This is a genomic window from Saccharospirillum alexandrii (genome assembly GCF_004000275.1).
GTDB classification, from domain to species: Bacteria; Pseudomonadota; Gammaproteobacteria; order Pseudomonadales; family Natronospirillaceae; genus Saccharospirillum; species Saccharospirillum alexandrii.
The window spans coordinates 447,793-473,924 of record NZ_RCIP01000002.1 but is presented as its reverse complement, the minus strand read 5'-3'; the positions used below and the strand labels follow the sequence as shown (position 1 = coordinate 473,924).

The following is a 26,132-nucleotide window of genomic DNA, read 5'->3' as shown; positions in this document are numbered from 1 at the left end:
CATTAACCGCCTATTGATATTTTTATTTTAATAGCTTCTATCTATTGAATGATATGGCCAAGCTGGATACTAACACTAAGCAATCAGACTAAAGCTACACCTATTAATTGAAAACCTAATACCTTTAGGATATTCTGCGCACCTGTTGATTCAAGAGGCGGTGTTATGGCCGGTCGCGCAGGTTTAACAGCACAAAAGTTGATTCAGGCAGGTGCCGAGATGGCCGATGACCTGGGTTTTGAACAGGTGACGCTGTCGGCGCTCGCCCGCCGTTTCGATGTCAAAGTAGCCAGTCTTTATTCCCACCTGAAAAACTCTGAAGACCTGAAAGTCCGCCTGGCGCTGTTGGCGCTCGATGAGCTGGCCAATTGCGCTGGCGAAGCCATTGCCGGCCGCTCCGGTAAGGATGCGCTGTTTGCGCTCGCCAACGCCTACCGCCATTACGGTCAGGCCCATCCGGGCCGCTTTGTTGCTGCGCGCTATCCACTGAGTGATGAAATCGCCGCCGCCAGTTCCGGTGTCAAACTGTCGCGCATGCTGGGTGCGTTGTTGCGAGCCTATGGCTTGGCGGACGCCGAACAAACGCACGCCATTCGGTTTTTGGGCAGCGTCTTTCTGGGTTACACCACGCTCGAATCTGCCGGTGGCTTTGCGCACGGCGACGTTGCTGCCCAGGCATCCTGGGAACGTACTTTGGCGGTTCTCGACCTTAGCCTGCGTCATTGGCCGCCATCGTCTGCCGCCGTCTGATCTTATTGTTAATTCTCGCTTTGGAGCCAAGATGACAACATCCTCTGATTGGGTCACCTCAGTGCTGCCGGTATTTATCAAGGGCGCTGTCGATGTTGAACAGCGTGGCGACGCTCTGGTACCGCATCGACTTCCCGCCTGGGCACGTGACTATTATTCCGACCCTGGTCTTGCCATGGCGGAATCTCACCCGGCAGGTGTGCGGTTAGCGTTGCGTACCAGTGCCAATTGGCTTGAGTTGGATATCCGGGCTACTCGCTACGGTTATGTCGGCGTTCCGCAGCGGCCCCCGGGTCAATTCGATCTGTGCATCAACGGCCAATGCCTGGTTCAGGCAGTGCCATCCAGCGCCACTCAGATCAGTTTTGATATGCAAAGTGGGCAAACTCACCAGCAAGCTGGCGGCATCAGTACCTTGCGTTTTACGGGCTTGCCCAAGGGTGACAAAACGATCGAGATCTGGCTGCCGTATTACGAAACCATGGAACTGTTCCAACTACGCAGCGATGCCGAATTACACAAGGTGGCCGACGCCAACCGACCCACCTGGGTGCATTACGGCAGCTCCATCAGTCAGGGTTCCAATGCCGCCAGTGCGTCGGGCATCTGGCCGGCTCAGGTGGCCATGCATGCGAATTTGAATCTGGTTAATCTCGGTTTCAGCGGCAGTGCCTTGCTTGATCCATTCGTGGCCCGGGTGATTGCCCAAACCAAGGCGGACCTGATCAGTCTGAAGCTGGGCATCAATCTGGTGAACAGCGATGTGATGCGGGCCCGGGCCTTAGGTCCGGCGGTACTGGGTTTTCTTGATGCTATCCGGGATCGGCAACCGGATACGCCCTTGCTGGTCATATCGCCCTTGTACTGCGCAATTCACGAAACCACACCCGGCCCCGGCGCGTTCGATTTGCAGGCATTGGCCCAGGGTAAGGTTCGGTTTCAGGCGACGGGCAATCCGCAGGACAGTGCTGCCGGTAAACTGACCCTGCAATCGATCCGCACTCAGCTAGCCGGTTTAGTGCGCGAACGGATGAAAGCCGACAGTCACTTGTTCTATCTCGATGGTTGTCAGCTCTATGGTCCAGGGGATCATGAGCGCTGGCCATTGCCGGATGCATTGCACCCTGGCCCGGAAGCGCACGAACTGATTGGTCAGCGGTTTGTTGAGCATGCGCTGGGCGGAGATTGGGGGGAGGGCGTGACTGCGAAAGGTCATTGTGGAAGCTTACGCTAGAAGTGCAAGCAGGCAAACAAGGCACCCAAGCTAGTAGCTTGCTGAGACACCCACGGTAGGCAACTATCAGGAGTTGGGCTTTGATAGCCTTCGTTAATTGGTTTTGGGTGGGGGCACAAAGTGGACATCCATCCTAATGGAGTATCAAAGGGATTATGATTTTTACATTAAGTTTCCATAGATCTTCAGACACCTAGATTAGTTGGCTTTTTGTAGCTTTGGTTAATCAATGTGGCAATGTGGCAATGGGGCTACATAAACCCGGCAGCCAATATTTTGACCCCTCGGTCATCCTGACCGTTAGTACCGTCAAACAACTATCATATAGAACCAGATTCGTTGGTATCTGGCTTATTGCCAGTCAAACTCTTGCATCACCATGGTTACATCATTAGCGTCTGAATAAAGTTGAATACAACAAGGACTAATAATGAAATCAACCATTCAAACGCTGGCGACCCTGGTTTTCGGTATTCCCTTGCTAGTGGCCTGTAATTCCTCCGGCGGAGGCGACAATAGCGACCCTTCGATAGTATTGGTACATCCATCGGTTACCATCGAGCCATTCGACATTAATGATGAGATTGAGATGGATCTAAGAGTATTCGTAGTTGTCGATGACCCAGATGGCTATTCGGATATACAAAGTGCAACGGTTCGATTTCCCGGCGGCCAAAGTTACGATATCGATTTAACAGAGCGATTGTATGAACACAATGGCCAAACTGGGTTCAACGCCAATTTCGGACTGTATGACGTGCCTGAGGGTAGCAACGGGAAAGAACTGCTGATGACGGGGTACTCACTGACCTTGACCGATAAGGGCGGCTTGTCTGATGAGGTTGAATTCGACCTGTTAGGCATCGATGGTGCGACCGTACCAATGGGTGCCTACCTGGTCCACCCTGACGACTATCCGGTCTCCAGCGGCGGTGATTACGTCGAAGGCATACGCAGGCCGATCGTTGGTTATAATTCTATAGCGGTGAGCACAACCGACATCAGTATGGACATCAGCATTAATGATGACAGGGCTTATGACCTCACCATTCAGCTCTATGATGTGAACGATGACTTCATCGCGCGTGTGTATATCACGGGGCCAGAGAATCTTACGTTGGAGGGTGAGGCAAGCTATAGTATCCCATTGGATGACTTCAGTTTTATCGAAGGTAAAGGGGTAAATGACATTGACGCGGTGAAAGTTTTTACCGGTGACGAAGGGTTGTATAAAACAGGTTTTACTGCAGGCGTCAGTCATAATTTGGCCGAGTCACTAATGTATAGCTTGTAGGGGCTCAGGTACAGCTATGAAGACACCCAGCTATGAAGACACCCACCGTTACAGTTTGTAATTGCGATGGGTGTCCAGTTAGTTTCGTTATGCGAAACCGCGGTCAACTAACGTGGATGTTCAGCAATGCTAGTATTAGATAATGTTGCAGGCAGCCAGCGCCCTTTTGAAATTCGCTGCTGTACGAATTGCTTATCAAGGACAAACCGCTAACTAAGTGGACACCCATCGTTACAGTTTGTAATTCTGATGGGTGTCCTGTTTGACCCCTAAAAATAATCTGTTTCCATAAGGTCATTCAGAAGGTTTGGCCCGGTAGGGTTCCAGCCTAATTGGGCGCGTGTCCATTCGCTGGATGTAGGCTGATCTATACACGCAAAGCCAAAGAACCAGCCGAAATGTTCACGTGCCTCATCTGCAGTCAACGATACACAGGGGACGCTGAGACCAATCGCAATCGCTTCCGCAATTTGCCTGAATGGAATACCCTGTTCAGCCACCGAGTGATATATCTCGCTGCTCGAACCACGTTCTAACGCGAGACGAAAAGCGCGGGCGGCATCGTGTACATGCACCGCGGGCCAGGCGTTTTTGCCCTCTCCAACATAGGCTGACACGCCCTTCTGTCGCGCGATGTCGATGAGCATCGGGACAAAGCCATGGTCGCCCATGCCATGCACTGACGGAGGCAGGCGCATAACGCTCGTCAAAATTCCTTGATCGGAGAGCGCCTTTGCGACAGCTTCTGAAGCACGCGGATAGGTGGCTGACGGTGGCAAAGCGGGATCATTCTCGATCGTAATGGAGCCCGCGGCATCAATGAAAGCAACACCTCCTGTGACGATCAACGGCTTTTGTGTGTCCTGAACAGTAGCACCGAGTGCCTCAATAGCTGCGCGGTCTATGTCGCACGCTTCTGCAAAACGGGAGAAATCGTGTATAAATCCTGTATGAATAACCGCCTCTGACGCCAACACCCCCTGGCGGAGCGTTTCGGGCGCTTCGAGGTCACCACGAAGCGCTTCAGCACCTAGCTGTGTGAGTTTATCTTCGCTTTGCCCGGAGCGGGCTAGCCCCAGAACTTGATGGCCATTTGCGAGCAGCTCACTCGTAACGGCTAAGCCAACAAAGCCTGTCGCACCAGTAACAAACACTTTCATAACTATTCCCCTTCCTGTAAGCAGATTCTTGTCAATGAGAATACTATCGAATACTATTTATCCTGGTAAATGAGTTACTTTATAGGGGTATAATGACTAATAGGCTCGATAATACCTACCATTCCAATAGTCTCGGAACTTTCTTGAAAGACCGGCGGCATCGGCTCGACGCAATCGCACTTGGTTTCGGAGGACGCCGAAGAACACCGGGCCTTAGACGTGAAGAGGTCGCTCAACGAGCCCACATCAGCGCTACATGGTACACATGGCTCGAACAGGGTCGCGGGGGAGCACCCTCCCAGCGGGTGCTCGAAAGCCTTGCTAAGGCGCTGATGCTAACCGAAGCGGAACGGGACTATCTTTTTTTGGTCGGTATTGGCCATCCGCCAAAAGCCCACTCGTCTGCGCAGGAGGGTATTTCAGTACGGCTACAACGGTTTCTCGACGCTATGCCCATGATCCCAGCGACCGTCGCGACTTCGACATGGGACATTGTCGGCTGGAACCACGCAGCTCAGATAGCGCTCACGGATTACGAAACACTACCTCCCGACGAACGAAACATATTAAAACTGATGTTTCTTGATACAGAGGTACGTGCTGCCCAACGCAATTGGGAATCTGTGGCACGGTTTCTGGTGGCGACCTTTCGCGCAGAAACCGCACGTATAGGCGAAAATCAGCGATCTACAGAGCTCGTGGCGGAAATCTCCAGTAGCAGTGAAGAATTTGCGCAGATGTGGAGAGAGAACGACGTGCATACTGTGGGGGAAGGGTCGAAGATAATCCTCCACGCAGTGGAAGGAGAAATCACCTTCGAGTTTTCATCCTTCGCAATAGACGGTCGGCCGGACCTGAAACTGATGATCTACAACCCTGCCAATTGCGTTGATATGGAAAAGATGGGGCGGCTGTGTAGCTCCGACTTAAATCCCTAACTGTTGTGTAGATACCCATCGTTACCCTTCCTAATTGCGAGGGCAAACGGGGGCAAACGGGACACCCAATCTAGTGAGTTTTGAAAGGGATTTTGGCGCCCCGGAAGTGAAAAGGCATTTAGCGATGAATAGCGAAGACGGTCCATGCCCGGAAAATCGGAGTGTTTGGCCTAAAACCATGGTTTTCAGGCACAGGAAAATCTCAGGCAGTCCTGATCATTGATTTTGAAAGGGTGGGTTAGGCTAGCTGCGTCGCAGCCGCCAGTCCGGGTGTTCGCTGGTATCCAAACCGCTGACACTGGGCTTTGATCGAAAGAACCGTGCCCACTAAACCTTTAAACTGGCTCTCGAAATGTTGAGTGTTGTAGATCCAGTGGTCATTATCGATATTGAGTCGTTCGAGAATCGGTGGAGCTTTCTGGTCGATGCTTCCACGTTTGTCTATGCGAATCTGTCTTCCCGTCCAGTCAACCAGTTCCAGATAATCTTGTAGCCGAAAGGGTAGGCCTGCTGGCATATCCTGGCGGGGGTAGCCTACAAACGGAAATAAAAGTCTCGGCTGTTCTGGTTCAATGTTTTCAGGTTTGCTTCGAGCCGCATTGATGCGTTCTTTGACGGACGTAAAGTCGGATGTTTCAGGGTTCTCAGCCATCTGGGCGCGAATAGGGTTTAAATCGACATAGGCCAGGCAGGTTGCCAGAGCCGTTTCATCGAGCAACGCCTGGGATTTGAACCGACCTTCCCAGAATCGGCCAGTGCAGGCATCTTCAGCGTTGGCCTGGCGCGCGATGTCTTCGTTCAAGGCTCGCATAAACCAGCTAATCGACATCAGGCGCTCACGCCATTCTGTTACCAGCTCTGAGAGGACTTTAAGTTGCTCTTCATACAAGTCTTTACCGGCCAAATACGCATGGCTTAAAAAGTTGCCGGCATAAAGACTGTGCCAGCGTTGAATAACTTCGGTATCCGACCAGGCTTTGGCTTTCTCGGCGTTGATGTGCAGCACAATATGGTAATGGTTGGACATGACGGCATAGGCGCAGATATCGAGCGCATACACTTTTGCCAGCTCCTGCATACGCTGCTCAATCCACCCACGGCGGTGTTCGTAGTCGTTACCGGTTTATTTATCACGGCCGCACGCAGCAATCCGGTATTGAAGGATGCGCGGCGCAAGCTGCTGCTGAGCCCAAGAATCGTCTTTGTCATGGTTTATTTCCTTTCTGCAGAGGTTTACCGGGCATCAAAGGTTCGGGTACTGGCCTGGTTAGTATCTTGGCTCACCCGAACATTAAGTTGCCCTGAGTGTTTTCGGTCAGTCGTTGCGTGTCGAGGCGGCAGACATGTTCCAGCGGGTCGGTTATGGATCTGCCAGCGCCTTCGGGATAGCATCTGTTCGGTACTAGAGCCTTTCTCCCAGTATTTATACAGGCAAGAGAGGTGGTTAGGAAGTTAGCTTCAAAGGGGAATGGACTGATGGTGGTCCGAAAGTTTTTCAAGATCGTCGGCATAACGGTCCATCATGCGGCCTTGGAAGGGCTGGGCGGATCCGTGGCCACAAAGATCGTGAGAGAATTCATGGCCGCGGCAAGCAACCCAACCAATGAAGTTATTTGATTCCGGGCATTCCGATATAGCCTGGCAGCGCCTTGATACGCTTTATCCATGCCTGAGTAGCTGGGTACTTTTCCAGTGTCACGCCCCCTCCCAGCCCAGTGCCACGTAGGGGAACACTGCGCAGTCGGCGATGGTGGGGCGGCCAAGTGCCAGCCATTCATGTTGGCCTAGATGCTGCTCGATCAACGGCAGGACCTGTGCACTGATTTCCAGCGCGCGCTCCTTACTCAGCGGATTTCCAAACTTGTCGATCAAACGGGCCGCGTTGGGACCACCGTGAATTTCGTTGGCGGCCGTCGACAGCCACTGCATTACCTCGGCCTGCTGCGCCGCGCCATCCGGCCACCACTGATTGCCGCCATATCGACGAGCCAGGTAGACCAGAATCGCTTGGGAGTCGCGCAGAACAACACCGTCATCGATCAACACCGGCACTTGGCCCCAAGGGTTAAGGTCGATCAGCGGTGATTGCTTGTGTGCGCCACCAGGGACATCCACTGGTTCCATTTCCAGCTCGATACCCGCCAGGGCAGCAAACAAGCGAACTTTGTAGCAGTTACCAGAGAGTTCCAAGTCGTATAATTTCATGGTCAGTACCTTCTTAAAATTGATCTTCTTTATATGGCGCTCGATTTAGGCCGCCGATTCAGGCACTAGCTGGTTAAACTCCAGCACGTTCCTATCGGGGTCGCGGATAAACAGGGTTATTCGCCGTGGGCCCAGACGGTGAATGCCCTCGGTTATGACAATGCCCGCCTGTTCCAGCCAGTCCCTCAGGGCATAAAGATCATCGACCACAAAGGCAGGGTGGGTGACGCCGGGTAACTTGATCGGTTCATCCAGCAACACGTTGCGACCATGGGGTAACTTCGTGGCGTTGTAGATCAGGTTAATACGCACGCCATCCGGCGATTCCATCTCATTCGCTTCGGATTGCTCAAAGCGACGCACCTCCCTGAACCCAAGCTGCTCATAAAAAGCCACCGCCTCCTGGCGGTCACTTACCCGAATACCAACATGATCAAACTGACGAATTGACTGAGGTTGGTGCATGACTGACTCCGAAGGGACGACGTTGTTGCAGTAGTAGATACTTTTGAGCGGATTCAATAAATGCCGTCTGCCTGCTATGATTATTCAGCTTTTTGCACAAATCTTCTTTCAATACGCTGCGATGGTGCCTGCCGATGGACAAGCTCAAAGCCATGACTACTTTCGTCACTATTGTCGATCAGGGCAGTCTCTCGGCAGCCGCAGATAAGCTGGACCGGTCCCCTGCCGCCATGGTCCGAGCCCTGGCCGGTCTGGAAAAGTACCTAGGCGTCCGGCTGCTCAACCGCAGCACTCGTCGTATAGCCCTCACGGATGAAGGTCGCGAGTACTTGCAGCACTGTCGCCGGATTTTGTTGGACGTAGAGGCCGTCGAATTCCAACTCGACAGCCGTCGCGCCGATCCGGCAGGCAAGCTTTCCATTACCGCCCCGGTGATGTTCGGCCGCCTGCATATCGGGCCGTTACTTAACCAGTGGCTGAAACAAACCCCCTCAATGAGTGCAGAGTTGATCCTGCTCGACCGTGTCGTGGATGTCATTGAGGAGGGCTTTGATTTGGCCTTGCGTATCGGTCACCTCGCCGACAGCTCGCTAGTAATACGGCCGATCGGAAGCACACCCTATGTACTCTGCGCTAGCCCGGAATTCATTGCGCAACGAGGAGAGCCCAGCCATCCTGAACAACTGTCGGATTGGCCGACTGTATGTTTTGCTCCCTCCAGAGAGGTGTGGCAATTCCAAGTAGAAGGGAAGCTCTGGGAGCAGCGCATTAGCCCTGTGATCAGCGCCAATCAGATTGATACCGAACTAGCCGCCGCTCGGGACGGCATTGGGATTTGCAGGGTTTTGGGTTATCAAGCACAACAGGACCTTGAACGCGGTACCCTGGTACCGGTGTTACCCGAATACAACGCTCCTGCACTCCCTGTGCAATTTGTATTCCCACACAGTCGCTTGTTATCTCCTCGGGTGCGTCAGTTTCTGGATGCCGTGGTGGAACCTTTGCAGGCAAGCCTGATGAAAACGAGCCAGTACCAGTGCAAAAATAGCAGCTAGCGCCGGAGTATCTAAGCGCCCAGAGCTGTGCTGCCCCAAGCTAGCAATTAATGCCGAGAGCATGCCATCAGTAAACAAAACACACTCTTCATATTACTATCGTGGTGTCCAGGCCTTGTAGTGCGAGACTCAATGTGAATAAGTCGGTTACTACTCAGTCCCGCTTGAATAGGGCGTAGACACCTGACGTAAATATCCAATGCTCAATTGAGTGAGATGATGGGTAAAGGTCTCGGCGCGCTCTATCGGTATCGCTCCCGTCACCATCAGTTGGACTGGCCCTATTAGGGAGCCAGTAAAGATTGACGTAACTAAATCAAGTTCATTGAACCTAGCATCGGCGCACGTGCCGAGTAATTTGGAAATGGCTAACTGACCGCGGCCAGTCGTTCTGGCAACAATCGAATCGGTTACCTCATCTGAAGGCAAACCATAAAGTGCCCGCGACACTTCCGGTCGTAGCATTTTCACAGCGACAAACGCCGAAGTTACAGCCAGTCCAATGGAATCGAGCGATTTACCACGCTGTTCTTCGCAAACAGCCTCTATTACATCAGCGACATGATCCAAATGCCGATTCAATACGGCGATCAGCAAGGCCTGCTTGTTGGGGAAGTACTGGTAGATAGACCCAACAGACACTCCGGCACGTTCCGCCACGCGGGCACAGGTCAGATAAGTGATTCCCTGAGTTATCAAAACCTGAATAGTAGCTTCAAGAATGACCTCGACTGTAGCTATTGAACGCGCCTGTGTCGGGGATTTCCTTGGGTTTCGCTGGACCTTTTTACTCATAAAAGAACGCGACTACTAAAGCTGACGGATTGTTCACATAATAGCATCTTCAGCAATTGAGTGGAATTCATACATGACTTTGAACGCATTGATCACCGGAGCAACCTCCGGCTTAGGCCTGGCGTTGATTAAACAACTTATGATCAACGACGACATTCATCTAATTCTGCCGGTACGGGATTTACAACGAGGTCAGCAACTTAAAGATTCGTTCACTGGCAAAGATAGACAGCGAATCAGCCTAATAGAAATGGACTTATCAAGCTTGGAGAGTGTTCGTATTGCGGCCGATTCACTTGATTCTCCAATTGACATTGTCATGCTGAACGCAGGAGTGCAGTCCTCCGAGAAAACGATCTATACCCAAGATCACTTGGAGCAAACTTTCGCAGTTAATCATCTAGCCCACTTTGTGTTGTTACGAAAAATTGAACACCTGATTACTCCCGAGGCGATCATTGGCTGGGTCGGTAGCGGAACTCATCACCCAGAGCTCGCTAAGGCTTTTGGTTTTCCAGGAGCCCACTACATTGGTCCGGAACGGCTTTCTAAGGGTGAGTTTGAAGGCAATGCCAATACGAGCCAGGCAAGCCGCGATGCCTATGGAACGTCTAAAGGGCTAAACATTCTCATGGCACGGCACCTTGCTCGACAGCCTTCGTCACGCACTTATTTCTCTTTTGATCCGGGGCTTATGCCGGGAACGGGACTGGCACGCGAAGGAAGTCCGGCATTGAAGCTGGCATGGAAATACGTTCTACCGATCGTCGCAAAATTCATGAAGGGTACCAGTACACCGACTCGCTCTGCTGCTATGTTGTCTCGAATACTCTTAAAAAGTAAAAAAGTCGAGACAGGTGACTACTTGGAGTACACAGGTAGTTTGCTCAATCCGTTTATGCCGGAAAATGAAGAATCCTATGCAATAAAAATATGTGATTTTAGTGATTACTTTGTTGTAGCGTAGACAAAAGTTGATTGTTTGGAGTCATACTCAATGATAGATGCTCTTGATGGCAACGTAAGACGGCTATTGAGGATTTTTTCGATAGATAAAAGCACAAGTAATAGTCCAGTTGTCCACGCTAGGAAGGATGTGTACAAACAGTGTGATCTCAGCTCACACTCGCAGTGACCTTCGGGCAAACAGGACACCCAAGTTAGTGACATTTGAATGGGATTCTGGCTCAGGAAGTGAAAAGTCATTTAGCGGGAAAGGGTTGGGGCGCCTTTGCAACAAGAATAGGCGCGTTTGTCCGACTGTAGTGGTCTACTAATACCGGATAGTATTTTAAGTTTTTCTTCCGCTACTACCAGCTGAGCTAATATGGACGCCCACCCTATGCTAGTGATAGGTGTCCAGCCAGTCTTGCGGACCGTTGGCGTTGAGCGCATCGGGTAATTAACTCACGGGTAGGAGATTCGGGCACGGCAACAAATTCGTTTAGCAACAAAGCGCCTGGGAAAAAATCAGAGCCAGTATTTACTGGCTCTATCCTGCGATTTGGCACTTTATTTGGCTTTCCAGAATACGTATTCACCGGTATAAGCGACCAACACCTTCTTGCCGATATCATCGGCTCCGCAGCCGGTTTGCGGCGCGGCGCCACCATCCAGATTCAAGCGTTGGATGTAGGTTGTGCCTTTCAGCCAGCCGTCTTTTTCAGAAGGGTTGGCTTCGACCAGCTGATAAGGAATGTTGCCATCACCGGCTGGCGCCGTTGCCAGTTGGGTGCCGGTTACCTTACTGCCATCCATGGCTTCCCAGGTTGCAGGAGGGCCGTAATATGAAATGACCGGTTTACCATCCTCATCGGATAGCACTGCAGCGGGGCCCGCAAAAGTCCAGGCTGCGCCCATGTCTGCGTCTTTGCAAACCCAGGCTACTGTGCCCTGAGCCATGGTGGTGAGTGCTTTCTGATTGCCCTCAGGTACTGCCACTGCATCCGGTGCCATATGACTGCCGGCCATGGTCGTTCCGGCCATCAACGATAAGGATACTGCAAGCGCTCCTGGGGCATTAAATACTGATAGCTTCATGTTAATTTCTCCTTGGTTTGCTTCACAGAGACAGTCTCTGTAAGAAGTAAACTCCTGAGTGGCCGGATTGGATGCAGCATAACTATTATTTTTCATGAGTAGCTAACATAGACATCCACACGAAATGACTATTGAAATCTTCGTTTTTATAGGATTTAGCTATAGCCTACGGTGGGTGTTCAAAGATTACACGTTGGTGTCCGGAATCACTGAACCACTGCACCTGGCAGTCCAGACAGTCTCAAGTAAAGCACCTGCATTGCTGCTATATTTAAACCTTCCCGGATAACGCAGGATGAGGCCCCCATTGGAAAGCCAGCTGTTCGACTACATTGCACAATACATCACTCTCACAGATGAAGAGCGGAACGCCATTATTGCGTTGAACCTGTTCAGGCGCTACCCGAAAAATACGCTGCTGCTAAGGCAGGGGGAACGATCGAATAAGAGTTACTTTGTGCTTAAGGGCTGCCTCCGTTGCTTTTACCTCCTTGAGGGTGACGAGAAAACGACTGAGTTCTATACCGAGTCTCAATCCCTATCGCCCGTCTGTGCTGTCAACAACGAGCCGTCAGAGTATTACATTGAGTGTGTAGAGGATTGCATTCTCAGCGTAGGCACCCCGGATATAGAGAAGGACGCCTTTGAAAAGTACCCCAGGCTTAAATCACTGTGTTTGACCATCAGTGAAGAGAAGCTGGCTGAGAACCAGGCTTCCTATTTCCGGTTCAAAAACTCCACAGCCGAGCAACGGTATCTGTACCTTATGGAAAACCGGGCTGAGCTTCTGAACCGAGTCCCACAACACCAGATTGCCAGTTACCTGGGTGTTCAACCGGAATCGCTCAGCAGAATACGCAAACGGCTGTCAACTAGAAGCATCGCCTGAGTTTGTCCGCGCCATTAGGAGAACCCGGAGTCAAAACCTAAAGCCAATATTCAAGCCGGGCTCGAATAGGAAATAGGTGGCCCATTGATCGTCACGCGATTCGAATGCATCAGGTACATGAGTTCGCACAGGCCAGCTCGTTGCGGCGATGGTGGGCTCAATGAAAAATCGATCGTGCGACCAAGACCAGTTGTACCCCAGTCGAGCTGCGGTAAAGAGCTGAAAGCCCTGCTGTATTGGTTCCCCTGCTTCGTCGGTATAGAACTGAACCAGCGGTGTCGCGTGCAGTTTGACAAACAGTCTGTGGGTAAAAAAGTGCTTGAAGGTCAGCCCGATACCAAGGTCCCGAACCCGACCCGGGTAGTTCTCGCTGGCGTCGCCAAAAGAGTCACCATAGGGAATGCCAAGGGGCGCTTTATAGGTCCATGTAATGAACTCCAACCCGAGGTACTGGTGGTCGTTCAGTTTCCTGGCGAGCTCCAGGTGCCCGTACTCGGGTGAGTCGTCGGTCAAATTGGCCAGGGTAAACAACGAAATATTTACCTCGTTATCAAACCCCTGTGCCATGGCGGTGGGTTGGAGGCAGACAAGTGCTGCGCTGATCAAAACGATTGTGACGTATGTTGCTAAACTCAGGTTCATGTCAGTGTCCTTGGTGGTCAGTCCAAGAGACGATATCCAAGGAGATGCGTGTTTCGCATTGACTTAGGTTAAGTGGCACTCAGCATTGTTAGCTGGCGAACGGGTCTAATAGCAGCCTGACCGTTTCGTACCCCGGGGCGAGCTAATATGGATTTTCGTACTATTGGGCTATAAAGGGCTTTGATTCTATAGCTTAATGCTATTACAGGTGGTGGGTATCCAGGCTGGACTGCTCTGTTAATATCTCTTAGGGGCAAGTCTTGTGGGGCAATCGGAATGGGCCTTTATTGGCGTTACCTGATTGATCAAGGTAGATTTCTTGTTAAGCAGTGGAGACGAGGGACCTGGCAGGTACTCTTTATTTGGTATGGCATAGGTTGGGTATACTCGGTAATAACCCCTTATTATTGGAGAAAAAATGCGATACGTTATCGGAATTTTGCTGCCCGTTTTGGCTCAAGCCCTATTTGTGATGATTGTCATAGCGATGAACACGGGCAATGGCTCCTGGGCTGGCTTAGCGGCATTGCTGCTTGGTATGTTTGCAATACCAGCAACGGGGCTGGCCAATTTTATATACTTGAGATCGCGCAGAGACCGTCCCATCCTATCTGTTATCGTACCTTGTTTCTTAATAGCGTTCGTCATGCCGTTTTTAATAATTATTTTACTAATGGTAGGTTGACCGGGCTAGTTAGAGTTATGGGTAGAGAGCCGAGCGGCTAGTTACAGACTCACCGTAGTGGCTCGATTGTAGAATCAACTGGTCAGTCGAGGATGCAGCAATAACAAATCGTAGATATATGGCCCTGCGTGGAATGGACTCGAAGCGTTCCTGTGTGTAAGTGCAATGGGTATCCAGAGAAGAGCATTTATTCTTATCCCATCGAACCGTCGATGACCTGTAACGAGTACGAGTCATGGCGTGAGCAATCTGACGGCTTCCCGTCCCTGCGGGGTGTTCTTGTTTACAAACACCGTAAACGGAAGCACCGCGAGTTGAACCGACATATGTAGTGCTTCGGGGTTTTGTGCACCTATGGCAACGCCATCTATTCCGACACCCAACACGGCGTCTACGCGCCCCGCTCGAATCATACGATACCCCTGATTTAATGAATCGACTTCAACGATAACCGCGCCCGCCATTTCCATTTCTCTGTGAAAACCGCTGCGCGAATTGGTGCGAATCGTAGCGATCTTCAGGTTACGCAGCGACGTCATGGACGCGTCGTTTGTGAACACGCCATAGCTTACTTCCGAGTTGCTGTATTCTATGACGGCAACGTTTGGTGCCAGGGGTATCGATACGAGTGATGCTTGCCAGTTATCGTTGTCGACTTGCGAGAAGATACGGGCGGTGGGTCGGTAAACGGGGCTCACTTGAACGCCCTTGGCGGAGGCAAAGTCAGACAGGGCAGACCAGGCGATACCGCCGTCGTCTGCGTTGGCGTCCACAAACGGCGGGAACGGCGTTACCAGTACTTCCAGGTTTTGCGCAACGCTTTGGGTACTGGTCGATATGAATAACGCCAGTACACAGCATAACAATGGTCTCATCTGTCCTCCTTGGACCCGTTCAATACAAGTACTGTAGTTGAACAAGGCGCAATGCTTTGCCCAATAACTACGAAACGAAGAGGACAAGTGGTTCTTTATTGTCTACCAATCAAACAAAGCTATTGCCAGACAATACGTGATAGGTGCAGGGAAGTGTGGTCTTACCCGTTTCGCTCAGCTTGTCAGGCCAGCCACCTCAGTGTCAATTCCGCACTGGGTACTGTGTAATCACCCATCGTTACAGTGTGTAATTTAAATGGGTATCCATCTGGCCCTGCTAGCCCTTTTGTTGGCAGGGTTTTCTCATCACTCGCATTGTGTCCGGTGTTTTAAACACCAGTTTGAAATAGCTCCCGAGCGCACAGGAGTACAGGTGACGGTTGCCTGCGTTAGCAGCTATGGGAACGCCCAATCCAGTGATGGTTCGTATCCGAGTTGAAATATGACCTACGTCGCCTAGACTGCGTGTAGCACGAGTAGGCGTTAAAAAGGGAATTGAGTATGCCATGTGAATTGAGCATCACTGCTGCTTTCCGTACGAAGTTGATGAGCGCGCTTTGGCTGGCATTGGCTTCCGTCATACTGTTGTCCGGTTGCGAGCCGAGCGAATCCAACAGCAGTGACACGACAGACGCGTCTGATGACGACAATTCAACGAGTTTGACGAGCGAGGTCACGCTCTCTTCTAACAGTCTGGATTTCGGCACCGTTGCCTCTGGTCTGATGTCCGAGAAAACCGTGTGGGTGACCAATACCGGAACTGAAGAGGTTACCGGCTTTACCGGCGGAATACCCAACAGTGGTCGATATTCCCTTGATCAAACCTGTAGCCCATTGTTACCGGGTTCGAGTTGTGCGCTTACTTACACCTATTCACCGACCCTGAATGGCCGTAACGATGCTGAGTCCACCCTGGATACCAGCGCAGGCGCCGTTGCCGTAACGTTAACGGGCGCAGGCGTTGGCTCGCCACTGTGGGTAGATACACAGCAATTGAACTTCGGCCCCCAGGGTGTGGGGAGTATGAGTGATGTTCTGAGTATTACGCTGACTAACCAGGGTAACGAGGTCATTGACTCATTTGCGGGCGGTGGTCCGTCTAATCGTCATTTCACTGGCAGCCAGGATTGCGCAGGCGGATTAGCACCGGGCAACAGTTGCTCGTTCAACTATCGGTTTACACCTGAGAGTGTCGGTGAAATCGAAGGCTTCACCAGTATTTCAACGTCGGTTGGCAGTATTTCACTGGACTTCAGAGGTACCGGTGTTGGGCCTGAATTATGGGTTACTCCCAGAGTTATCGACTTTGGACCGGTCGAAGTTGGAGCAACGCTGACTCGAGAGGTTGCAATTAGCAACGTAGGAGCGGCAGACCTGTCAGATTTTGCAGGGGGCGGTTTTGTAAGTTCAGCTCCGTTCTCGGCCACTCAAAATTGCGCCGGGGGTGTTTTGCCGGATAGTAGTTGCCAGTACCAATTTACCTTTGAACCCACCGAGATCGGCGAGGTTATCGCTACGTCCAACTCGTCAACCAATGCCGGATCCTTTTCCATTGAGGTGAGAGGTGAAGGCGTGCCTGCGGGCAGTCTCCCCACGGAGGGAGCTGACATGCGGGCTTCTCCCCTGGTGTTGGATTTCGGGCCGGTTCCGGTTGGCGATGTAAGCCCAGCGCAGAGCGTGAGCATAGAAAATATGGGGGATGAGATTTTGTCCAACTTCGCCGGCGGCGGAGTCAGCGGAGCAAACTTCAATGGCTTTCAGAACTGTGCGGGTGGCTTAGCACCGGGTAACACCTGTGAATTCACATATACTTTCCTGCCCGATGAGGAAGGCGAGTTTTCCGGTTCTACGTCGATCTCGACCGACGCTGGTACTGTAACGATTGAAATGAGTGGGCGTGGTATTGGGCCTGAACTGCGGGCGTCTCCCTCGGTGTTAAATTTTGGCACAGTGTCTCCGAATAGCAGCAGCGACACGCTATCAGTCGTTATCACAAACGTGGGCGCCACTACGTTGAATGACTTCGCCGGTGGAGGTGTCTCTGACAGCAATTTCTCTGGCAGTCAAAACTGCGCAGCGGGCATTGAACCCGGGATGAGCTGTCAGTTTAACTACACCTATTCGCCTTCGTCTCCCGGTTTTCATGAAGCCTCTACGAGTATTTCAACCAACGGTGGCAGTGTATCCATTAGTTTAAGTGGTGGCGCAGTCGGGCCTTAGCACAGTGTTTGATTTCAAGAGTTGACCTTGGGTATCCGAAAACAGTGTCTACACTTTCTCCAGGGCTTTCGATGTGCCAATTCGGAGGTGAAGAAACGATCAGCATCATACAGTGGGTTGAGCCTTGAGCTTTTTTTATGTGGTTCCTGGGTGTTGGTGATTTACTTTGGAACGTTTAGTTTTTTGTTCAATGCATATCTGAATGGGCTTTCAGGGGTGAGGTAAGAGGGGCTCTTTAAAGCGCGAACCTGTAAGGGGCGCTTTGCAGATTACCGATTCCTCGATAGAGGTGAAAGATGACATATTTCAAGAAATCTCAGTCGATTGTCAGGTGCGGCAGGGAATTAAGGCATCTGAGTTTTGCGATTTTGGTCAGCATGCTTTTAGCAGGCTGCGGTAGTGAAGGCGACGACAACAAGAACAGCTCGCAAACAGAGGCGGAATCAGCCGTTTGGGATGAAAGCAATTGGGGAGAAACCAGGTGGCAGTAGCCATCACAGCGAATGCACAGCATTCAAGGAGTTTTTATGCCTATACGTATTCTAGTGTTGTTTTCCGCCTTTCTTACTACGGCCTGCTTTGCAGCAGAGCTGACGATTCCACATGAGTTTGAAAGTGGTGAGCCTGCACTTGCGTCAGAGGTGAATGAAAACTTTTCGGCCACAGCGTCAGCAGTCAGTGATAACGATGCGCGCCTTGATTCATTGGAAGCCGCTGTTAGTGCATTGACGACACGCGTAGATAATATCGGGCCCAGCGTTGTTGGGTACTCAAAACATTTTGCAACGGATCTAATATTCCTTAGAGATGACGGTATGTTCGTTGTTCCCTATACGGGTGAGCCCGGACAACAGAGCGTACCGACCCCTGAAGATGCGGTAGTACAGTATGTCAATTACGAATTTGCTGCCATGCCGGGTCTGGACACCGTGTCGTTCGAGGTGTCAAACGACAATTCCTTAATTATTTTCCAAGCCAATGGCCGCGCTTATAACTCTGAGTTTTCTGCAAGAACAAGCGTGGAGATCGCATTGTATATTAATGGCCTGAAGCCTGAAATTGGAGCGAGCCAGCGGCTGTCTATCATTGGCGACGACACGCTTTCAGGGGATGGACATGAGTGGAACATATTTTATACGACAGAATTAGCCGCAGGGACCCACAATTTTTCAGTCATGGTAAAGGCGTTTAACCAGAATGAAGCAGACGTAGGTATTGACGGACGGTCGACAGAAGGGTTTGAAGGCAGAGTGAAAGTTGACATTATTGAACTTAAGTTACCTGACTAGCGAGGGCATACAGGACACTCAAGTTAGTAAACTGGAGTGTCCTGTTTAGAAAGGCTGCGGGCAGGCGGTGGCAGCTCGCTTCAGTGTTATCTCACTGTGGTTTTCGCGATAGCAGACGCACTGCCCTGGAGTGCGGTCTGGCTCTGTATCCAGGTGTCTTGCTCAATGGCGAATATGCGCCTCAGCCAGGCCAGTGTTATACGCCGCGTCGCTTCCAGCGCGTCCGGGTCCTCTACTTCTGTCTCTTTCGCGTCGAGCCCGGCGATTCCGCCCAGCCCATGGCCCACGCCATTAATTGTCAGCAGTGCGTCGGCCCCTGGTGCGTCGTGAAAGGCATCCGCGTGCCACTCTGGACCGCGTGGCGTGAAATGAGGGTCATCTTCGGCGCCGCAGACCACGAGGGTTGGCAATTCGATGCCACTGAAATCCACGTCGAAGAAGGGAAAGCGCTGAGCATGCTCGGGCTTCAGGTCGGCGCCGCCACGCCCCAGAGTCGCCAGCAAGATGCCAGCGCAAATGCGCGGATCAGAGAAATTCTCCCCCTGTAAACGCCCGCCAAGCAGCAGGCTGCAGGTATGGCCGCCGAAGGAGTGGCCTGCCACCGCGATTCGGTCGTGGTCCAGCCGTCCTGCGATAGCGGGAGCCTGTCGTGCTATCTCATCCAGTTGGTCGAGGATGGCGCGCATCTCTTCCACGCGCTCGCGCCAGAAAAAGGGGCCTGTAGGTAAGTCGGGGTCCAGTCCGCTGCTCCGTGAACTGGCATGCGTTGGTTGAATGACGGCAATGCCCCGTTCGGCCCAGAACTGGGCAAGCGGGGCGTAGCCGTCTTTCGAAGGAATATAGTTCGACGGCCCGAATCCGTGCGACAGGATCACGATCGGCAGGGCATCCCCGGTGGCCGGCGCGGTAAGGCGCAGCTCCAGCGGTTGGCGTCCCGGTATTTCCAGGCGGATTGGCGTGTAGGCCACGGTCAGGGAGGGGGCCGGGGTCGGTATGGTGTTGGATGGATTGATCAGTCGGTTCATCTATTAGTCTCGTTTTAAATAGGCAGGCGCGGCAGCTCTGCCGCACCCTGTTCGTTAGGCTGCGGAGAGGCCTTCTTCGTGGAACCAGGTTTCGGCGTCGGCTCCGGCGGGCAGCTTCATCGGAGCGGTTTCATCGGTGACGGCGCGCCAGACGGCCAGTGCAACATCGTGGGCCTGTGTCTTTTCGGTGGCGGACTGCAGGCTCTGGAAATAGGCCTGCACGAACTGGCCATAGGCTTCAGGCACGTCCATGCCCATCCGTGCCACGGCATTGCTTCCGAAGGAGGTCTCGGGCGAGCTGCCGGGCAGGACCAGCCGGGTGCGGACGCCAAATTCTGCAGCTTCCAGCGCGAAGCTCTCGGTGAAGGCATTGACCGCCGCCTTGCTAGCGCTGTAGATCGACAGGGCGGGCAGCGGGCGCAGGGTCACGCTGGAACTGATGTTGACGATCACGCCGCGTCTGCGGCTGCGCATGTCTGGCATCACGGCGCGGGCCATGGCCATGGTTCCCAGCACGTTGGTCTCGAAGAGCTCGCGGGCGCGGGCAATGTCTGCACCTTCAAGCACGTTTAGCATGCCGACGCCGGCGTTGTTAACCAGGGCGTCGAGCGGGCCCGCTTCCGCAATGGCTGCGGCGATGCTGTCCGCGTCGGTGACGTCGAGGGGCAGCAGGCGCAGGTTGTCCGAAACGGGCAAGCCCTCGGGGGCAGGATGTCGCATCGTGGCGATAACCTCCCATCCCCGGTCGAGGAATTGCGTGGCGATGGCCTGGCCGAAGCCCGAAGAGGTACCGGTGATGAGTATACGGGGCATATCTGGTCTCCTTGTTTGACGAGGAGGGGAGAATAGACAGTCAAATCCGTTCATGCTATATACAAATATCCATAATAAATCATCATGAGTCCAAAAAGTGTTTGAAGGTATCGATGACCCCTTATCCAGTGTTGTCACGTTGCTTAAACCGGCGGTGTCTATCTCGAAAATGGTCGAGGCGGGTGGCCAGTGGCAAGTTGAGCGGCATGATCTGGCCAGTCCATTCTATTGCGCGATCGTCGAGGGGGTCTGTCGGGTTGAGGTTACCGGCCGTAAGCCGGTTACGCTGGCGGCCGGAGACTTTGTCCTGATTCCTGATCTGCATGGCTTTATCATGACCAGTGAAGTGTCTCCGGAGCCAAAGGGAAGGGGCCAGCCGCTTGAAATCGGGCCCGGGCGGGTTCGCCTTGGCCCGGCGGACGCCCCCGTGAACATGCGCGCACTGGTCGGGCATTGCCGCTTTGAAACGCTCGCCAGGGACTTGCTGGTGTCACTGCTGCCCGAAATGATCCACGTCTCCGGGCATGATCGTCTGATGGCGCTCGTGCCCGCGATACACGAGGAGACTCGTGCCGACCGGCCGGGGCGCGCGCTGATTCTCGAGCGGCTGCTGGAGGTACTGCTCATTGAGGCGCTCCGCTCGGGGCCTGCCTTGGACATGCCACCGGGACTGCTGCGCGGGCTGTCCCATCCGCAATTGGCCGCCGCCTTGAGGCGCATCCATTTGGATGCGGGGGGCGCGATTTCCGTCACCCGGCTGGCAAAGGACGCGGGCATGTCCCGCTCTGGCTTCTTCGAGAAGTTCCGAAAGGAAATCGGACGCGCGCCAATGGAATACGTGACGGACTGGCGCATGGCTATCGCCAAAACGCTACTGCGGCAGGGCAGACTGTCCAACACGGAGATCGCCCAGCGGGTCGGTTACGGATCTGCCAGCGCCTTCGGGATGGCATTTATTCGGCACCAGGGCCTTTCTCCCGGGGTGTTTGCTGGTAAGAGAGGACGTTAGGGGAGCAGTTCAAAAGGGGTGTAGACCCATTACGGCAGGCAGAACGGTCATGCTAATGAACGTTGAAAGAGAGTGCTGTTCACACGGATCCCTTGATTGGACTCTTGAATTTTTGAGTGCGGTCAGTCCAACAGTCGTCATTTAATAGGGTGCCCCCTCCGAGGTCAGGTTTCCATGAGGGTGCCCTGGTCAAATACTGAAACACCCACCGACGTCTCTTTAACGTCACTGCCCCTACATCTGTCGGGTTGTCCGGTAGGTCAGGTAAATCTAATGTCTCTCTCTCACTGACGATTGAACCGTCCCCGGGGTCTTAACCCGTTTTTGGCTAAGCAGAGCTATTCGCTGCATCGGTGCACTTTTTTAATAAAAAAACAGGGTTTGCATCCAAACGGTAGGGCTCGTTCGTCACCCAGAAGCCAATACTCATTGCAGAGATACCAGCATGGAACCGATAAAACGGATGAAAATAAAGAATCTTGCCCAATTCGTGTTTGTTTTAAGCGGGAGCTTGGCGTTATTTGCCTGCAGCTCCGGGGGCAGCAGCACTGCCGATGATGAGAACACACCGCCAACGAGGTTATTGCCACCCCCATTATTTCAGGAGCTGGAAGACCTGACACTGATCCGGGGGCAGATCGTAGAGGCCGAGCTGTTCAATATCGGTGGTGGAAGCCTTTCGAGCTGTGTAGCCGACATGCCACAGGGCTTTACCGTCTCTGTTTCAGCCAACGGTAATACCTGTGTCATTAACGGCACCGCCATCGAAGCTACCGGTTTAGACAGTGTCCAGATAACGGCCAGGAACAGAGCCGGCGAAGACACAATCACAGTGACCTATCAGGTTGAAGAACCGACCGCCTTTGTGACCACCTGGGATACCGAGCAGGAATCGGGTCTCAGCGCCAACAATGAGATCACTCTACAGACCAACCCAGACCTCGACTACAACTTCACTGTGGACTGGGGCGATGGTGAGACCGACGAAGGCGTCACTGGGGATATTACGCACCAGTATGTTCAACCCGGCACGTACACCGTCACCATCACCGGGGTTTATCCGGCGCCATACTTTGACTATGACTTTGATGCCTTTGAGGACATCTCCGACGCGACAAAATTGCTCAGTGTTGAGCAGTGGGGTAATCGCTTCTGGTCTTCTATGGAGAACGCCTTTGTCAACGCTGACAACCTGGCAATCAACGATCTGAGTACCCCCAACTTTTCGCAGGTGACCAGTTTTCGCATGATGTTCTTGCTGAACGATGCTTTTGACGGCGATGTCAGTACGTGGGATACCTCGGCCGTGACTGACATGACCTATATGTTTGCCGGTTCTGTGTTCGATCAGGACGTGAGTAACTGGGCGGTAAAAAACGTCACTGATATGACCGGGCTGTTCATAGAAGCCAACTTATCCATCGACAACTACGATCGGCTGTTGCTCAGCTGGTCGCAACAATCGGTTCAACCCAACGTGACTCTCGACGTATCCTCTCGTTTTAACCCAAGTGCAGAATCCGCCAGATCCACCCTGATTGACCAACATGGCTGGATTATCAACGACCGTAACTCGACTGTCGAACTGATTCCAAAGGTCGACGATCAGGCCATTGAGTTTTATACCGGGCAGACCTTCGAGTCCTTTTTGAAAAATAGCGGCGGCGAAATTGATGAGTGTATCGCAATGGGGCTACCTGAAGGCATAACCGTGTCGCTTTCTGGCAATAGTATGACCTGTAAGCTCAGTGGCGTTCCGACAACGGCGGGTTTCTCACAATCCGTCGTTACGGCGACAAACAGCTTTGGTGAAGGCTCCGCTATCATCGATTTTACAATCGCTCAGCAAACGCCTTATATCACCACATGGAAGACCGACAATCAGGGTTCAAGTGAGAATGACCAGATTACACTCAGTACTCCTGATGGTACTACCTATAACTTCACCGTAGATTGGGGTGATGGCTCAATTGATGAGAGTGTCACGGAGACAATCACGCACACTTACAGTACACCCGGCACTTACACCGTGTCGATCACCGGAGATTACCCGCGGCCATTCAACAGCGACAGTAAGAAGTTACTGACTGTCGAACAATGGGGCCAACGGTCTTGGGAATCCATGGACTATGCTTTCTTTAATACCGACAATCTGGAAATACTCGCCACTGACAACCCAGATCTGTCACGCGTAGACTCCATGGAAGGGATGTTCAGAAATGCCAAAAACTTTAACAGCGATATCTCAACCTGGGATGTTTCTAGCGTGACAAATTTTAACGAAACGTTTATGGGAGCAAACGCGTTTAACCAGCCGATTGGTCTGTGGGACGTCAGCAGTGCAACCAACATGCGAAAGATGCTCCAAAGCGCGAGTTCCTTTAACCAGCCTATCGGCGATTGGGACGTTTCCAGCGTCACAAACATGAGAACCTTGTTCTTCGCGGCAGGGCAGTTTAATCAAGACATTGGTGGCTGGGATGTTTCCAAGGTTCGGGATATGAATGCGGTTTTTAAAAGTTCGTCGTTTAATCAAGACATCAGTCGATGGAATATTAAGAGTGTCCTCAATGCCACTGAATTATTTGTAAACAATACTGTTTTCTCAACCGAAAACTATGACAAACTGCTAATCGCCTGGAGCCAGAACCCGGAATTGGTGGAGGACCTGGACATTAATTTTGGCTCGGTTCAGTTCTCCGCTGCAGGCCAAGCTGCCCGGGATACGTTGATTAATGACTTCAACTGGACCATTACCGATGGAGGGGAAGCGACGAACTAACCTGAGATAAAGTCGTTGAAATAGAGAAAGCTCAGGAGACTGGGCTTTCTCTATTTCAACCACCTGGTTATCCACAGGGTAAGCAAGAAACCCCTCCAGTAGAGAGCTTTGTAGGCACCCATATTTTCAGTTTTTCGGCGTGATCGGTATCCTGCTAGCTCGCCGCAGTTCATTGTAAGGCTCCCCCCTATACAGACGTCCGCTCCGCTGAGCATTACCTATCGCAATTCGGGTCCATTTAATCTGTATCACATGGAATGGAGCTATCATGAACAACCTGGCTAGCCGGAGAAAGAGGCAAGCTTGCTACAGTTTTTTTGCGACTGCCAGGAGCTTTCAGTGTTGGACAGCGGCTCACAAAGCGCCAGTCTGTTGTTTGTAGAATTGCGCCCTGTACCGCAGCGGGCTGAGCTGAAAGTGTCTTCTAAAGTGATGTCTCAGTATGTCTGCGGTAACGAAACCAGTGGCTTCGGCTATTTGGCTGATGTTTAAATCGGTTGTCTCAAGCATTTCCCTTGTTAAAGCCAAGCGCTCCATGACCAACCAGGTCGTGGGGCTTTCTCCGGTAGATTCCTGAAATCGTCTTAGCAACGTTCGTTTTGACATCGCTGCGCTGCTTGCCATGCGTTCAGTGGTCCACGGCTCGTTTAATGTGGATCTTATCTGGTCGAGGAGGGGGGAGAAGAGATCGACGTGCTTCGGTGTGGGCCTGGGAATGTACTGAGCCTGACTGCCCTCACGGTGGGCCGGCAATACCAGACGACGGGCAACCGTGTTGGCGGTCTTTGCACCAAAATCACTTCGTATTATATGCAGGCACAAATCCAGGCCGGCAGCAGAGCCGGCGGATGTAAGCACATCTCCCTGGTCGATGTACAAGACGTCTGGGTTAACGTCTATCTCGCTGTATTGCCGGGCCAGTAGGTCAGCATATTGCCAGTGAGTGGTTGCCTTTTTGCCGTTTAAAAGACCGCAGGCAGCGGGTAGGAAAACGCCCGAGCAAATAGTGGCGATACGCGCTCCCTGGCGATTCGCTGTCACGAGCGCCGCAATCAACTCGGCGCTGGGTGTGCCCTGCCACCCTGGAATAACAATGAGCGAGGCCTTTGCCAGTGCTGTCAGGTCGTATTTGGCGTTAACCGTAACGCCTCCGATGCCCCGCAGGGTGTCAGGTGTCGCCGCGATAACCTGGTAGTCGTACCAGTGCTCCAATTCTGGCCTGGGTAGAGCGAAGACCTCAAGGGCAATGGAGAATTCGAACAGGCAGAGGTTGTTGTACGCCAGAATGCAAACAAGTGGTCTGGTACCGGAATTTTTCATATTGGCGTGATATCCCCTATTTTTGGCGTAACCCCAACGGAGTGGCATCAGGCAACGTGGTATCTTTTGGCCTCGTGTGACACACCAGTAAACTGAACGTTGGGGGATTGTAATGCTAAGGGAAGACTTATTGAACGCGGTCGCGGTATATTTTGATGCAATCTACTTCTGCGATACAGACAAGCTGGATCAGGTGTTTCACCCCGAATCCAGTCTCTTTGACGCTGATCAGGGCAGAGTCTTTGTCGACCCGATCGCGAGTTTCAGGAAGGACGTTTCTACACGCCCATCGCCCGCGAGTGTTAACCAGGTTCGTAAGGATGAAATCCTACTGATCGATTGCCTGTCAGAGCGTAGCGCTCTGGTAAAGTTGAGGCTCCGGGCCCATCGCAATGTGTTTGTCGATCACCTCAACTTTGTCCTCGACCACGACGACGAATGGAAAATTGTTGCCAAGGTATGGCACCTGGAACGAGTTGTTGACGCTGAGTGAGTGTGAAGGCACCTGTCGAGTGTGTGCATGGCACACAGCCGGCGTTAGTCAGCTGCGTTCTGTCTGCACACGGGCTCCCTCCGTGTAGCCTGTGTGCCAGGGTTCAACCGATGTCGACCAGTACCTCAGCTGGGGTCACCCGGTCGCCGTTGGC

The 26,132-nt window shown here is 52.4% G+C and carries 23 protein-coding genes; 12 read left to right on the top strand and 11 right to left on the bottom strand.

Features of this window, described 5'->3' with window-relative positions; translation table 11 throughout:
- The first annotated feature begins 165 nt into the window (after positions 1–165).
- From EP166_RS09930 to EP166_RS09920, 3 genes are all read left to right on the top strand, one after another.
- The gene (locus EP166_RS09930) at positions 166–750 is read left to right on the top strand and encodes a TetR/AcrR family transcriptional regulator (RefSeq protein ID WP_127556656.1); all 585 of its coding nucleotides are present in this window, start codon (positions 166–168) and stop codon (positions 748–750) included.
- 31 nt (positions 751–781) lie between these two features.
- Positions 782–1,984 carry an SGNH/GDSL hydrolase family protein gene (locus EP166_RS09925; protein WP_127556655.1) on the top strand — a complete coding sequence of 401 codons (1,203 nt, stop codon included), beginning with the start codon at positions 782–784 and terminating at the stop codon, positions 1,982–1,984.
- Between the two features lie 430 nt (positions 1,985–2,414).
- On the top strand, positions 2,415–3,278 hold the full coding sequence (locus EP166_RS09920; protein ID WP_127556654.1) for a hypothetical protein: 864 nt from the start codon (positions 2,415–2,417) through the stop codon (positions 3,276–3,278).
- Positions 3,279–3,547: 269 nt separating this feature from the next.
- Here the strand turns inward: EP166_RS09920 and EP166_RS09915 are convergent, their stop codons facing one another.
- Positions 3,548–4,438, bottom strand: a complete 891-nt coding sequence (locus tag EP166_RS09915) for an SDR family oxidoreductase (protein WP_127556653.1) — start codon at positions 4,436–4,438, stop codon at positions 3,548–3,550.
- A gap of 92 nt (positions 4,439–4,530) precedes the next feature.
- On the opposite strand from EP166_RS09915, the gene EP166_RS09910 reads away from it, so the two are divergent.
- Entirely contained in the window at positions 4,531–5,376 is an 846-nt protein-coding gene (locus tag EP166_RS09910; RefSeq protein ID WP_127556652.1) for a helix-turn-helix transcriptional regulator, read from the top strand.
- 238 nt (positions 5,377–5,614) lie between these two features.
- Here EP166_RS09910 and EP166_RS09905 read toward each other — a convergent pair whose 3' ends face one another.
- From EP166_RS09905 to EP166_RS09890, 3 genes are all read right to left on the bottom strand, one after another.
- Positions 5,615–6,454, bottom strand: a complete 840-nt coding sequence (locus EP166_RS09905; RefSeq protein ID WP_164743892.1) for a transposase — start codon at positions 6,452–6,454, stop codon at positions 5,615–5,617.
- 617 nt (positions 6,455–7,071) lie between these two features.
- Positions 7,072–7,581: a glutathione S-transferase family protein gene (locus EP166_RS09895; RefSeq protein WP_246026267.1), complete on the bottom strand. Its 510-nt coding sequence runs from the start codon at positions 7,579–7,581 to the stop codon at positions 7,072–7,074.
- A 45-nt stretch (positions 7,582–7,626) separates the two neighbouring features.
- Positions 7,627–8,046 (bottom strand): VOC family protein, encoded by a 420-nt coding sequence (locus EP166_RS09890; RefSeq protein WP_127556650.1) that lies wholly within the window; start codon positions 8,044–8,046, stop codon positions 7,627–7,629.
- A gap of 134 nt (positions 8,047–8,180) precedes the next feature.
- On the opposite strand from EP166_RS09890, the gene EP166_RS09885 reads away from it, so the two are divergent.
- Positions 8,181–9,101 (top strand): LysR family transcriptional regulator, encoded by a 921-nt coding sequence (locus tag EP166_RS09885; protein WP_127556649.1) that lies wholly within the window; start codon positions 8,181–8,183, stop codon positions 9,099–9,101.
- A 150-nt stretch (positions 9,102–9,251) separates the two neighbouring features.
- Here the strand turns inward: EP166_RS09885 and EP166_RS09880 are convergent, their stop codons facing one another.
- Positions 9,252–9,896, bottom strand: coding sequence for a TetR/AcrR family transcriptional regulator (locus EP166_RS09880; RefSeq protein ID WP_127556648.1), 645 nt, complete (start codon positions 9,894–9,896; stop codon positions 9,252–9,254).
- 73 nt (positions 9,897–9,969) lie between these two features.
- Here EP166_RS09880 and EP166_RS09875 point away from each other — a divergent pair, with 73 nt between their 5' ends.
- Positions 9,970–10,863: an SDR family NAD(P)-dependent oxidoreductase gene (locus EP166_RS09875; RefSeq protein WP_127556647.1), complete on the top strand. Its 894-nt coding sequence runs from the start codon at positions 9,970–9,972 to the stop codon at positions 10,861–10,863.
- Between the two features lie 545 nt (positions 10,864–11,408).
- Here EP166_RS09875 and EP166_RS09870 read toward each other — a convergent pair.
- A complete protein-coding gene (locus EP166_RS09870) occupies positions 11,409–11,936 on the bottom strand; it encodes a DUF3455 domain-containing protein (RefSeq protein ID WP_127556646.1) in 528 nt (175 codons plus the stop codon).
- Positions 11,937–12,231: 295 nt separating this feature from the next.
- Between EP166_RS09870 and EP166_RS09865 the strand changes: the two genes are divergently transcribed.
- Positions 12,232–12,825: a Crp/Fnr family transcriptional regulator gene (locus EP166_RS09865; protein WP_220432539.1), complete on the top strand. Its 594-nt coding sequence runs from the start codon at positions 12,232–12,234 to the stop codon at positions 12,823–12,825.
- Positions 12,826–12,855: 30 nt separating this feature from the next.
- Here the strand turns inward: EP166_RS09865 and EP166_RS09860 are convergent, their stop codons facing one another.
- Positions 12,856–13,467 (bottom strand): hypothetical protein, encoded by a 612-nt coding sequence (locus EP166_RS09860; protein ID WP_127556645.1) that lies wholly within the window; start codon positions 13,465–13,467, stop codon positions 12,856–12,858.
- Between the two features lie 918 nt (positions 13,468–14,385).
- Positions 14,386–15,027, bottom strand: coding sequence for a transporter substrate-binding domain-containing protein (locus EP166_RS09855; protein ID WP_127556644.1), 642 nt, complete (start codon positions 15,025–15,027; stop codon positions 14,386–14,388).
- A gap of 501 nt (positions 15,028–15,528) precedes the next feature.
- Here EP166_RS09855 and EP166_RS09850 point away from each other — a divergent pair.
- Positions 15,529–17,247 carry a choice-of-anchor D domain-containing protein gene (locus EP166_RS09850; protein WP_127556643.1) on the top strand — a complete coding sequence of 573 codons (1,719 nt, stop codon included), beginning with the start codon at positions 15,529–15,531 and terminating at the stop codon, positions 17,245–17,247.
- A gap of 527 nt (positions 17,248–17,774) precedes the next feature.
- Positions 17,775–18,536 carry a hypothetical protein gene (locus EP166_RS09845; RefSeq protein ID WP_127556642.1) on the top strand — a complete coding sequence of 254 codons (762 nt, stop codon included), beginning with the start codon at positions 17,775–17,777 and terminating at the stop codon, positions 18,534–18,536.
- An 86-nt stretch (positions 18,537–18,622) separates the two neighbouring features.
- Here EP166_RS09845 and EP166_RS09840 read toward each other — a convergent pair whose 3' ends face one another.
- Both EP166_RS09840 and EP166_RS09835 read right to left on the bottom strand, forming a co-directional pair.
- Positions 18,623–19,561 carry an alpha/beta hydrolase family protein gene (locus EP166_RS09840; protein WP_127556641.1) on the bottom strand — a complete coding sequence of 313 codons (939 nt, stop codon included), beginning with the start codon at positions 19,559–19,561 and terminating at the stop codon, positions 18,623–18,625.
- Positions 19,562–19,615: 54 nt separating this feature from the next.
- Positions 19,616–20,374, bottom strand: coding sequence for an SDR family NAD(P)-dependent oxidoreductase (locus EP166_RS09835; protein ID WP_127556640.1), 759 nt, complete (start codon positions 20,372–20,374; stop codon positions 19,616–19,618).
- A gap of 97 nt (positions 20,375–20,471) precedes the next feature.
- Between EP166_RS09835 and EP166_RS09830 the strand changes: the two genes are divergently transcribed.
- Both EP166_RS09830 and EP166_RS09825 read left to right on the top strand, forming a co-directional pair.
- Complete coding sequence (locus EP166_RS09830) at positions 20,472–21,383, top strand: AraC family transcriptional regulator (RefSeq protein WP_127556639.1); 912 nt, start codon at positions 20,472–20,474, stop codon at positions 21,381–21,383.
- 445 nt (positions 21,384–21,828) lie between these two features.
- Positions 21,829–24,165 (top strand): BspA family leucine-rich repeat surface protein, encoded by a 2,337-nt coding sequence (locus EP166_RS09825; RefSeq protein ID WP_127556638.1) that lies wholly within the window; start codon positions 21,829–21,831, stop codon positions 24,163–24,165.
- Positions 24,166–24,519: 354 nt separating this feature from the next.
- Here the strand turns inward: EP166_RS09825 and ftrA are convergent, their stop codons facing one another.
- Positions 24,520–25,485, bottom strand: a complete 966-nt coding sequence (gene ftrA / locus EP166_RS09820; RefSeq protein WP_127556637.1) for a transcriptional regulator FtrA — start codon at positions 25,483–25,485, stop codon at positions 24,520–24,522.
- Positions 25,486–25,597: 112 nt separating this feature from the next.
- Here ftrA and EP166_RS09815 point away from each other — a divergent pair, with 112 nt between their 5' ends.
- Positions 25,598–25,978: a nuclear transport factor 2 family protein gene (locus EP166_RS09815; protein ID WP_127556636.1), complete on the top strand. Its 381-nt coding sequence runs from the start codon at positions 25,598–25,600 to the stop codon at positions 25,976–25,978.
- Positions 25,979–26,132: the final 154 nt, after the last annotated feature.

Coding starts and splice junctions, on each gene's coding strand:
- EP166_RS09930 (WP_127556656.1), top strand. CDS start 166: ATGGCCGGTCGCGCAGGTTTAACAGCACAAAAGTTGATTCAGGCAGGT.
- EP166_RS09925 (WP_127556655.1), top strand. CDS start 782: ATGACAACATCCTCTGATTGGGTCACCTCAGTGCTGCCGGTATTTATC.
- EP166_RS09920 (WP_127556654.1), top strand. CDS start 2,415: ATGAAATCAACCATTCAAACGCTGGCGACCCTGGTTTTCGGTATTCCC.
- EP166_RS09915 (WP_127556653.1), bottom strand. CDS start 4,438: ATGAAAGTGTTTGTTACTGGTGCGACAGGCTTTGTTGGCTTAGCCGTT.
- EP166_RS09910 (WP_127556652.1), top strand. CDS start 4,531: ATGACTAATAGGCTCGATAATACCTACCATTCCAATAGTCTCGGAACT.
- EP166_RS09905 (WP_164743892.1), bottom strand. CDS start 6,454: ATGCAGGAGCTGGCAAAAGTGTATGCGCTCGATATCTGCGCCTATGCC.
- EP166_RS09895 (WP_246026267.1), bottom strand. CDS start 7,581: ATGAAATTATACGACTTGGAACTCTCTGGTAACTGCTACAAAGTTCGC.
- EP166_RS09890 (WP_127556650.1), bottom strand. CDS start 8,046: ATGCACCAACCTCAGTCAATTCGTCAGTTTGATCATGTTGGTATTCGG.
- EP166_RS09885 (WP_127556649.1), top strand. CDS start 8,181: ATGGACAAGCTCAAAGCCATGACTACTTTCGTCACTATTGTCGATCAG.
- EP166_RS09880 (WP_127556648.1), bottom strand. CDS start 9,896: ATGAGTAAAAAGGTCCAGCGAAACCCAAGGAAATCCCCGACACAGGCG.
- EP166_RS09875 (WP_127556647.1), top strand. CDS start 9,970: ATGACTTTGAACGCATTGATCACCGGAGCAACCTCCGGCTTAGGCCTG.
- EP166_RS09870 (WP_127556646.1), bottom strand. CDS start 11,936: ATGAAGCTATCAGTATTTAATGCCCCAGGAGCGCTTGCAGTATCCTTA.
- EP166_RS09865 (WP_220432539.1), top strand. CDS start 12,232: ATGAGGCCCCCATTGGAAAGCCAGCTGTTCGACTACATTGCACAATAC.
- EP166_RS09860 (WP_127556645.1), bottom strand. CDS start 13,467: ATGAACCTGAGTTTAGCAACATACGTCACAATCGTTTTGATCAGCGCA.
- EP166_RS09855 (WP_127556644.1), bottom strand. CDS start 15,027: ATGAGACCATTGTTATGCTGTGTACTGGCGTTATTCATATCGACCAGT.
- EP166_RS09850 (WP_127556643.1), top strand. CDS start 15,529: ATGCCATGTGAATTGAGCATCACTGCTGCTTTCCGTACGAAGTTGATG.
- EP166_RS09845 (WP_127556642.1), top strand. CDS start 17,775: ATGCCTATACGTATTCTAGTGTTGTTTTCCGCCTTTCTTACTACGGCC.
- EP166_RS09840 (WP_127556641.1), bottom strand. CDS start 19,561: ATGAACCGACTGATCAATCCATCCAACACCATACCGACCCCGGCCCCC.
- EP166_RS09835 (WP_127556640.1), bottom strand. CDS start 20,374: ATGCCCCGTATACTCATCACCGGTACCTCTTCGGGCTTCGGCCAGGCC.
- EP166_RS09825 (WP_127556638.1), top strand. CDS start 21,829: ATGGAACCGATAAAACGGATGAAAATAAAGAATCTTGCCCAATTCGTG.
- ftrA (WP_127556637.1), bottom strand. CDS start 25,485: ATGAAAAATTCCGGTACCAGACCACTTGTTTGCATTCTGGCGTACAAC.
- EP166_RS09815 (WP_127556636.1), top strand. CDS start 25,598: ATGCTAAGGGAAGACTTATTGAACGCGGTCGCGGTATATTTTGATGCA.